This window comes from Mesorhizobium sp. ESP7-2, from assembly GCF_020164715.1.
Lineage (GTDB): Bacteria > Pseudomonadota > Alphaproteobacteria > Rhizobiales > Rhizobiaceae > Mesorhizobium.
On sequence record NZ_JAIUGQ010000082.1, the window covers coordinates 1 to 9,379 of the forward strand.

The following is a 9,379-nucleotide window of genomic DNA, read 5'->3' on the forward strand; positions in this document are numbered from 1 at the left end:
GCATCGAGTTCGACCACGTCAACCTCGAATTCAGGAAGCTGCTGCAGGACGCCTTCCCCGACGTCGAGATCGTCGACATCGCCCAACCGTCCATATGGATGCGCTCCATCAAGTCGCTGGAAGAGCAAAAGCTGATCCGCGAGGGGGCGCACGTCTGCGATGTCGGCGGTGCCGCTTGCGTGGCTGCCGTGAAGGCCGGCGTGGCTGAGCACGAGGTGGCGATCGCGACGACAAATGCGATGATCCGCGAGATCGCAAAATCGCACCCTTATGTCGAACTGATGGACACCTGGACCTGGTTTCAGTCCGGCATCAACACTGACGGCGCGCACAATCCGGTCACCAACCGCATCGTCCGGTCAGGCGATATCCTGTCGCTCAACGCGTTCCCGATGATCTTCGGCTATTACACCGCGCTCGAACGGACGCTGTTCTGCGACCATGTCGACGACGCCAGCCTCGACATTTGGCAGAAAAATGTCGCGGTTCACCGCCGCGGACTCGAATTGATCAAGCCCGGCGCGCGCTGGGCGCCGACGGATTGTTGCGGCGCCCAACTGGGGCTGGAGGATACAAGCACGGCCATTGTCGCAGTCGGAGGCGCTCGTGCAAATGTGCGTTTGCTTGCTTGCAGCCATCCCTGGACGAGCTTCCACTTTCTTCGGCAAGAAGGTCAGTATCGCGTCCTGATCGGGCGATCGGCCGCAGGATCTGTCGGTTCGGCCCGCACGCCGCCGCCAGGGCGAGATTCGGGTCGCGGTCATGGCGCAAAGGGGACGGTTGCATCCTCTTTCGGATGCGAGGGGGACATCTTCTGGCTCGCCGAGCACCTTGGCGGCAATTTGCTCGACGCAACTTCTCGCGAGCCGTCCTCAAGGTGATAAGGCTGAAGCTTACAAGACTGCGCTTTCATCGCCTTTTGTGCTCCCAAAGTCGCATGATTGGCAGTGTTGAATTTTGAGCCTAGTTACCGAGCGGGCGAGTGCCCGCTGGCCGGACATCTCCCGCTGCCTGGTGACCTGCAGCCAGCAATTGCTCGGCGACACATATGATTTAGCGCAAACTAAGTCAGTTCGCCGGCCTCATATCTGGAAAGCACCTGACGAAGCTTATATTCCACCATAGCGTGCCTTCGAACCTTACAAGCATCTTGAAGAAACCGCTTGTTTTGGCCAGTTCGATCGGCTTTCATGACGACGCTTGCGAGAGTACCAGAATGAATTGGATAGGAAAGATGACCGCCGGCTTTCGAACTAGCCGATGCGACGGCAAAATTGATACGCCCGAATTTGGGCACTTAATGTCGACTGGGGGAATCCCTGGGCTAATACAGAACGTTCAATCACGACGCGAACCTGCGTTCGGGATATCGTGAAGCTTACGCCTGATCAGGATCGCAAGCCGATCATCGTCGCTGAAGACGTCCGCAAGACCTATCAGTCCAATGATGGCCGTTCACACCTTGCGCTTGCCGGGGTCACCACTGCAATCGGGCATGGCGAGGTGCTCGTCATCTTCGGACCTTCCGGCTCCGGCAAGAGCACATTCCTTCGCACGATGAACGCTCTTGAGAGGATTGATTCCGGGCGGATCGTCATTGATGGCGTTTCGCTTTCTGAACCCGGGGCCGACCTCAACAGGCTACGCGCCGAGGTGGGTATGGTCTTCCAATCATTCAATCTGTTCCAGCATCGAACGGCGCTCGACAATGTCGTGTTGCCGCAAACTGTGGTGCGTCGCCGTTCCCGGACGGAAGCCTTGCGTCGGGCACATGAGCTGCTCGACAAAGTGGGCATAGATGATCGCGCGGGGCACTACCCCAGCCAACTGTCCGGTGGACAGCAGCAGCGCGTGGCCATCGCCCGCGCTCTGGCCATGGACCCCAAGGTGATGTTGTTCGATGAGCCGACCTCGGCGCTGGACCCCGAAACCGTCACCGGCATTCTCGACCTGATGAAGGTTTTGGCATCTGAAGGGATGACGATGGCGGTGGTTACCCACGAGATGGGCTTTGCGCGTGAAATCGCCGACCGCATGCTTTTCATGGACACCGGATTGATCATCGAGGAAGGCACCCCTCAGCAGATTTTCCACTCGCCAAGGCAAGAGCGGACAAAGGGGTTCCTCAATCAGATACTATGATGTTGGACAATGTCAGATCGCAATCAACAAAGGAAGAAAAGGGAGAGAGAAGATGAAGAACAGTTTCAAAACAAAATTGACCGGAGCAGCCGCGACCTTGGCCATCATGCTGGCAGCCTGGTTCACGCTAGCGAGCGTGGCGCACGCCGACGAAATGGACGATATCCTGAAGCGGGGCGAACTGGTCGTCGCCGTCCAGACGCAGGGTCCGCCGGTCAGCTTCGTCGATAAAAAGGGCGAGCGCACCGGCCTTGCCGTCGAGTTCGCCAAGCAGATGGCTGCCGATCTCGGCGTGAAGGTTGTATTCCAGGATTACGACTGGAAAGGCCTCATTCCGGCGCTTCTGGCTGGCAAGGCAGACATGATTGCCGGCGACATGACCCCTACGCCGCAACGGGCGGCGCAGCTTTTGTTTTCCCGGCCGATGTTCTTCAACGACACGCTGGCCTTTGCCGCCAAGGACTCCCAGTACAAGACGTGGCAGGACCTCAACAAGGAAGGTGTGACGGTGGCGGCGCTGCAAGGCAGCACCTATGCCGATGCCGTGACCAAATATCTGCCGAAAGCGACGCTGAAGGTGTTTGCAGGCGGCGGCCCGGCGGTAGCGCAGACCCTCACCATGGGGCGGGTCGACGCGATGGTCGGCGGGCAGGACTATAATTCGTACGTGCGTCAGTTCGAAAATCTCAAGCCGCTCGAAGGCATAATGACGCGTGAGCCGCTGGCCTTTGCCACCCGGCCCAACGCTTTCCACCTCAAGATGTGGCTGGACAACTATGTAGAGCTGAAGACCGCCGATAATTCGCTGCAGACACTGCTGGCCTATTGGTGGACCTCCGATGCCTGGGAGAAGGATCACAAATAGGGCTTCTGAAACCGATCGACGCGGTGATCCCGCGCCGCGTCGATCTGCCCATAGCCTACATCCTGACTAGGTCGCCGAGGCGGTCAAAGCCCTGAGCTCCAATGCGGAAACCGGATGAACTGGGTCCTCGATTTTTACAACTATCGCATCGTCGAGCAGTATCTCGGGCGCTTCGCCGAGGGTCTTGAAAACACGCTTGTCGCGGCGGCTGTCAGCCTCATCGCCGCCGTCATCCTCGGCACGATGTTGGCGCTTTGCCGCATGTCGAGCCGCGCAATTCTGTGGCGCCCGGTGGCCGGCTATGTCGCGTTCATTCTGGCGACCCCCCTGCTGGTGCAGATCTATCTTATCTATTACGGCCTGCCCGTCCTGGTTCCGGCAACTGGCCGCTGGAGCGAACTGACGCTCGGTATCATGGCGTTGTCGCTGCACAATGCCGCCTACATGAGCGAGATCGTGCGCGGCGGCATCGCGTCGGTTTCGCGGGGGCAGATCGAAGGCGGCAAGGCAGTTGGCATGTCCTACCTGCAGCGGTTGCGATACATCGTCTTGCCGCAGGCGTTCGCCAATACACTGCCACCGCTGCTTGGTCAGACCGCGGTGCTGATCAAGGACACCTCACTTCTTTCGATCATTGCGGTGTTTGATTTCCTCAGTGCCGGCCTGTTGCTGAATAGCGAAAGGGTGCGGCCCAACGAGAGCTTCCTCACCATAGCCGCCGGCTATCTCGCCATCTACGCCGTGATGCTGGGTTTGTCATGGACGGTAAAGCGCTGGCTCGCCGGCCCCGCATGGAACGCCGGGAGGTAGGAATGCAGCATTATCTCGACATAGTCGTCGCCATCCTGCCGTTCCTGTGGACCGGTTTCGTGCAGACGTTCTGGGTCTCGCTCATCGCAATCGTCGTCGGCTCCGTGCTGGGCTTCGTAATCGGCGTCGTGCGAAGCCAGCGGGTGCCGGTGTTCCACCAGCTTTTCGGCCTCTATATCCACATGCTGCGCGGGACACCGTTCCTGGTGCAGCTCTACGTCTTCTATTTCGTGCTGCCCAACACTGGCATTGACGCGCTGCAATGGAGTTCCGAGATGGCGGCGTTCGTCTCGCTGTCGGTCTATACCTCCAGTTATGTCGCCGAGATCGTGATGGGGGCCATCGACGCTGTTCCAAAGGGGCAGTGGGAGGCTGCCACCTCCCTGGGCTTAAGACGTGTCCCGATACTCTGCCTGGTCGTCCTGCCGCAGGCCTTGAAGCTGACAGTGCCGCCGATGAGCGGCGTCTATGTCAACATCATCAAGAACACAGCCATCCTTTCGGTGATCGGCATCTCGGAGCTGACGCGCCAGGGTGAGATTTCGATCATGCGGTTCCCGCGCGACGTGCTTTTCGTATACGGCGTGATCGCCCTAATTTATTTCGCTTACTGCTACCCGGTCCTGCGTTTCACGCGTTGGGCGGAGCGTAAGGTCGGCGGCACTCGTTTCATCAACCTCGACTGAGCCAGCGTGGCCGGCGGATCCAATGACCCCCTATGTCGACACCTACTACAGACGCACGCTGACCTCAGAGGCTTCGTACCCCGTGCTGTCTGGCCGGCATGAGGCGAACGTCTGCATTGTCGGCGGCGGCCTCGCGGGATTGACGACTGCGCTCGAGCTTGCCCGGCGCGGGCTTTCGGTGACGGTCCTTGAGGCGCGCTGCGTCGCTTGGGGTGCGTCGGGCCGCAACGGAGGTTTCGTGTCTCCGGGGTGGGCGGCGCGCGGCGACCAGATCCGTAAGCGCGTCGGTATCGAGCATGCCAGGGCCCTGTTTCGCCTTTCGATGGAGGGCGTCGCCATGGTCTCCGACGCCATCCGCGACCTGGCCATCACCGATGCGCAGGTCATTCACGGCATCTTGCGGGCATCGCGTTACGAAAATAGCGAGGCACTGAAGGCTCAGCGTGACGAACAGGAGACTGAGTTCGGCCGCCAGTTGCGCTTGCTTTCCCGCGAGGAAGTACAAAGCCTGCTGCTATCGAGGAAGTACCATCAAGGGCTCCTGGACGACGCCTCGTTCCATTTCCATCCGCTGAATTATGCCCGCGCGCTGGCGCGCGAAATTGTTCGGCTCGGCGGATCCGTTCACGAGGACACGCCCGCGGTCTCTGCCGATCTCACAAGCGCGGAAAAAAGAATTCGCACGCCCGAAGGCGAAGTACGAGCTGCGAGCGTCGTCTTTGCCGGCGGTGGCTATACCGACCGCGTGCTGCCGGCTCTGCGCCGCGCCTTGCTGCCGATCGCCACATACGTCGTGCTGAGTGAACTGGCGCCCGAACTGATCGCGACCGCGATCCGCACGCAATCAGGGATCAGCGATGGCCGGCGCGCCGGCGACTACTACCGCGTGGTTGACGGCAAGCTGCTATGGGGTGGGCGCATAACCACGCGCACCACCGACCCGCGCGATATCGCTGCCGTGATCCGGCGAGAAATGATCGCGACCTACCCCCAACTAGAGAGCTTGAAGGTCGACGTGGCATGGTCGGGACTGATGGCTTATGCAAGACATTTAATGCCGCTGATCGGACCGGTTATGCCGGGCGTGTGGGCGTGTACCGGGTTCGGCGGCCATGGTCTCAACACCACCGCGATCGGCGCCCGGGTGGTCGCCGAGGCAATTGCGGGCGAAAGCAACCGCTATCGCGCGTTTGCGCCTTTCGGTTTTTTGTGGAACGGCGGCCTTTTCGGCACTGCCGCTGTCCAAATGACTTACTGGGCCTATCAAGGCATGGACCTCGTCCGCGAACGCCGCTCAATGCGCGTTGCTTAGGCGTTTCAGAAGCGGTCAGGCGAATATGGCGCGGGGTCGATATGGGGCCGACTGGCGGTGACGAGTTCGGCGATCAGCCGTCCCGTCGAGCCACCGCCGATCATACCCGTATGACCGTGGCCAGTCGCGACGAAGAGCGAGCTATGTCCCCGCATCTGGCCAATCGCCGGCACGCTGTCAGGCAGGGAGGGGCGAAAGCCCATCCAGATCGTCGGCTCTCCGCCCTTCAGATCGGGAAACAGCGCTCGAGCGTGGGTGAGGAGGATTTCGGAACGCCGTTCGTCAGGTGGGGCTTCCAGGCCGGCAATCTCGACCGTGCCGGCAAGACGGAGGCCGTGTTCCATCGGCGACAGCGCGAAACCCCGGTTCTTCATCTGGACCGGCATCGGCAATTCGATCGACGGGGAGGGGATCATCAGGTGGTAACCACGTTCCGTCTCGAGCGGCAATTCGGCACCGAGCGGCTCGAGCAAGCGGTTCGACCAGGCGCCAGCGGCGATGATCACGGCGTCCGCCTTTCGGTTGGCCGTGTTCGTCATAAGCGTGTAGCCACCTGCTTCGCGAGGGATGATCTTCAGCACGCGTTCCGCTTCGAACACGCCGCCGACTTGTCGCACCCCGTCAGCAATGGCCATGACCAAGCTATGTGGATCGATCGTATGGGCGTTGTGGGGATAGAGGAGCCCGCGTTTTGCAATGTTTGAAACACCCGGCAGCAAGCGCTCCAAATCCGAGCGAGACAACGGTTCGGTGACGACGCCTTGCCGCTCGTTGATTTCAGCAGTGACGCGGTCGGAGAGACCAAGGGCCTCGCTTTCCCAGATCTGGATACCGCCTACCTCGCGGATCAAGGCTGCGAACGTTGGACCGCCGATCAAATCACGATAGCATTCGAGGTTGCCCCTATGAAGGTTGCATAGGGCGTCTGCTGCCCTATTCACGCGGTCCATCCGTCCGGCCCGAATCCATCTGAGCAGCCAAGGCGCTGCCTTCAACGCGTAGCGAGGCCTCAAAACCAGTGGTCCCAACGGATCGGTGAGCCAGCCTGGCACTTGCCGCAGCATTCCAGGGATGGCCACAGGCACGTTGCAATCGTGCCTGACCATTCCGGCATTGCCGAAAGAGGTCGCGGTGCCGGGGGGCAACGGGTCGAGGATCGTGACGTTCCGACCTGCCCGCTTCAAATAAAGAGCTGCGCTGACGCCGACGATGCCCGCTCCAATAATTGCCACTTCATTGCCCAATTCCGGCATGTAGACGTTCACCTAACTTTGAGTTTCAAGCGCACGAACGTAAATTCAGGGCCGGTTGTCAAGCATGGACGGCAGGGCCGCCGCCTTCAGGACAGCAATACCGGAAGGGGCAGGGCGCTCCGCAAAGGGCGTGAAGTTTCAGACCGGTTGTCGTACCGATGTTTGTTCCACGTCCCGAACGCCCCGAAGGCAGAATGCGTCCGCCGCGGCGAAGAGTTCAAACTGCAAACCGAAGCGGAACATCAGAGCTCTCTAACGGTCACGCCGCGCGGCTTCAGGACGTCGAGCCCGCCCCGCACGGCGCGCTCATTGCCGGAAGCTTCGAACATCACATCGAAGCTGCCCCGGCGGCGGTTGATCAGGTCGACGGCAAGTGCGAACTCGTCGTGAAAACGGAAGCTGCCGCGCAGTCCAGCGTTAGGTTTCAGAGCCGCGAGGTGACTGGCGAGCTACTCAATTTCACAGGCCGCGGGCCAACGAATACGCTCCTGCCTGACAACTTACAGCGCTGCGATGCGGCAGAGAAAACATACTTAATTCAATACCTTTCAGATTCTGCGACTTTCTGTTGTAGGCGCAAAGCAAGTCAGACTATCCGAAGCTCGGATGTAAGCCCCATACGTTACCGCCGAGGCGCGCGTCGAAGAGCACGGGGATGACGCAAGTCGTAATAGCCAATCTGACGATGGAAATGACGACGAGAATAGCGACGAATAGGAACGGTCGTGTCTCGTCGCGCCTAGTTCCGGGGCAGTTTGTGGATTTCCAGCCGGACCGGCCCGCCACGATCGCAACTCGTGCAGAGAAGCGCTCGCTCAACCGTGCTGAATAGCGCGTCCTTGCCGTATCGGCGGATCAGCGCCGCCGCCTTCACCTCGGCGTGATGGGAGCAATTCTTGCACCACGCCCGCAGCTTATGCCATTCGCGCAGATCCCCGAGCGCGACGTCGAGACCGGCGTGAATGCTGCCATCGATAATCGCCGCAGCGATGGCCTGCTGCGCCGCCATTTCAAATTCCGACATAGCTTCGCCACTCGGCGTGTTCTGGCGCTTAAGACCGAGGCCACATAGAAAGCCGCCATCAAGGGGGACGTCTCACCCGCTTGGAAATGGCCCGCAATAGGTCCGCTCCGTCCGTGGTCCCGGCATCAAAAACTTGGAACACTTCCCTAGCCAGGGATTCCCGCTTGTTCTCTGTCTTTTTTGGCTAGACGGCGCTTGCTACACATCAAATACCCGCTGGAGCTTCTCCAGATCAGCGGGCCAGTAGACATTACTGTTGCTCGACCAACGCATTGCCCCGCCCTCGGCGCGGCTTTGATAAGGCACCGTTTCTTGGGGCGGCAGGAACCCGCTCCAGAACTCTACACGGAGCGGGTTCCATCCCATTCCTGACCACAGCGCGGGCTCAGGCAGCCGCTGCCGCGGGCAGTGGAACTGCTGAAAGGATATTGACTGGCGCGGCGCGAACGCAAGTAAGTCTTCCGGATGGCACCACCGCCGAATGGAGCGCCGTCCTATTCTAGGACAGCGCCGTCAAAACGTCGGTCAACTTGTGCGTGAGCCCGACGACGGAGATGACATCCGCCAAGTTGATGCGGTGTGTGCCCATTCGGCGATAAGCCCGGACACCGCGTTAGGTTCCGACTTCTTCACGGCGGCCTCGTCAAGCTCCGCCTCGATGTTGTTACTTACCGGCAACCGGACGCCAGCACTCTCCAACGGCTCCCCATCGAAGCCCTGTAGCCAGGCGTCGGCCTGTTCCTGCCAATACTCAGGCACCGTGCGCTCCTTGCCATCCTTGCGTGCCTGGACGCCATACATCCAGGCATAGGTGATGCGCTCCTGATCCTTCTTGGCAACAGCCATCAATCTTCTCCCTACCGGCCGAGCGGCTGCCGGGACAGCAAGACCAGCTCGGCTTCGTCGGTCACCCCAGCCATATAGTTCGCGATGACGCGCGATGCGAGCGCGTCTAGCGCTTCGGGTGACTGGCGGTTGACGGTGACCTGTTCGAATACCCGGCCCAGCAATGCCAGTTCCTCAGGTTCCAAAATTCCTGCTTCAGTTGCCTTCCGTCGAATCGGCATGATTCTCCTCGCGAAAATCCTGCAGCGAAGCGTGCCGCAAATCCTCCTCGCCGCGCAAGTGCTTCACACAGCCGATGATGCCGGGCTTGACCCACTGCGTCGCTGGTCGCTTCATTCCTTTGGGCGCCGGCCCGGCATGCTCCTGAACGCGCTTCCATAGCCGCTCTCGGATGGCACGGCTGGAGTTGATGAACGCCGAGCCGACATACTGCCCAGTTTG

Annotated in this window: 10 protein-coding genes and 1 pseudogene; 6 read left to right on the forward strand and 5 right to left on the reverse strand. The window is 60.3% G+C overall.

Annotated elements, in window-relative coordinates; all coding sequences use genetic code 11:
- From LB543_RS33340 to LB543_RS33365, 6 genes are all read left to right on the forward strand, one after another.
- On the forward strand, positions 1-881 hold an 881-nt coding region (locus LB543_RS33340), incomplete at its 5' end, for a M24 family metallopeptidase (protein ID WP_224617302.1).
- Positions 882-1,371: 490 nt separating this feature from the next.
- Positions 1,372-2,142 carry an amino acid ABC transporter ATP-binding protein gene (locus LB543_RS33345; protein ID WP_318013040.1) on the forward strand — a complete coding sequence of 257 codons (771 nt, stop codon included), beginning with the start codon at positions 1,372-1,374 and terminating at the stop codon, positions 2,140-2,142.
- 52 nt (positions 2,143-2,194) lie between these two features.
- The gene (locus LB543_RS33350; RefSeq protein ID WP_224617303.1) at positions 2,195-3,007 is read left to right on the forward strand and encodes a transporter substrate-binding domain-containing protein; all 813 of its coding nucleotides are present in this window, start codon (positions 2,195-2,197) and stop codon (positions 3,005-3,007) included.
- Between the two features lie 114 nt (positions 3,008-3,121).
- Positions 3,122-3,817 carry an amino acid ABC transporter permease gene (locus LB543_RS33355; RefSeq protein WP_224617304.1) on the forward strand — a complete coding sequence of 232 codons (696 nt, stop codon included), beginning with the start codon at positions 3,122-3,124 and terminating at the stop codon, positions 3,815-3,817.
- A 2-nt stretch (positions 3,818-3,819) separates the two neighbouring features.
- The gene (locus LB543_RS33360; protein WP_224617305.1) at positions 3,820-4,503 is read left to right on the forward strand and encodes an amino acid ABC transporter permease; all 684 of its coding nucleotides are present in this window, start codon (positions 3,820-3,822) and stop codon (positions 4,501-4,503) included.
- A 22-nt stretch (positions 4,504-4,525) separates the two neighbouring features.
- Positions 4,526-5,815, forward strand: a complete 1,290-nt coding sequence (locus LB543_RS33365; protein ID WP_224617306.1) for an NAD(P)/FAD-dependent oxidoreductase — start codon at positions 4,526-4,528, stop codon at positions 5,813-5,815.
- A 5-nt stretch (positions 5,816-5,820) separates the two neighbouring features.
- On the opposite strand, the gene LB543_RS33370 is transcribed toward LB543_RS33365, so the two are convergent.
- The 5 genes and pseudogenes from LB543_RS33370 to LB543_RS33390 form a co-directional block, all read right to left on the reverse strand.
- Complete coding sequence (locus LB543_RS33370) at positions 5,821-7,080, reverse strand: NAD(P)/FAD-dependent oxidoreductase (protein ID WP_224617307.1); 1,260 nt, start codon at positions 7,078-7,080, stop codon at positions 5,821-5,823.
- 727 nt (positions 7,081-7,807) lie between these two features.
- A complete protein-coding gene (locus LB543_RS33375; protein ID WP_224617308.1) occupies positions 7,808-8,077 on the reverse strand; it encodes a hypothetical protein in 270 nt (89 codons plus the stop codon).
- 540 nt (positions 8,078-8,617) lie between these two features.
- Positions 8,618-8,938, reverse strand: coding sequence for a hypothetical protein (locus LB543_RS33380; protein WP_224617309.1), 321 nt, complete (start codon positions 8,936-8,938; stop codon positions 8,618-8,620).
- 11 nt (positions 8,939-8,949) lie between these two features.
- Positions 8,950-9,159 (reverse strand): hypothetical protein, encoded by a 210-nt coding sequence (locus LB543_RS33385; RefSeq protein WP_149907302.1) that lies wholly within the window; start codon positions 9,157-9,159, stop codon positions 8,950-8,952.
- A pseudogene (locus LB543_RS33390) lies at positions 9,134-9,379 on the reverse strand (ATP-dependent DNA ligase); the annotation flags it as partial. The gene LB543_RS33385 and the pseudogene LB543_RS33390, both read right to left, overlap by 26 nt.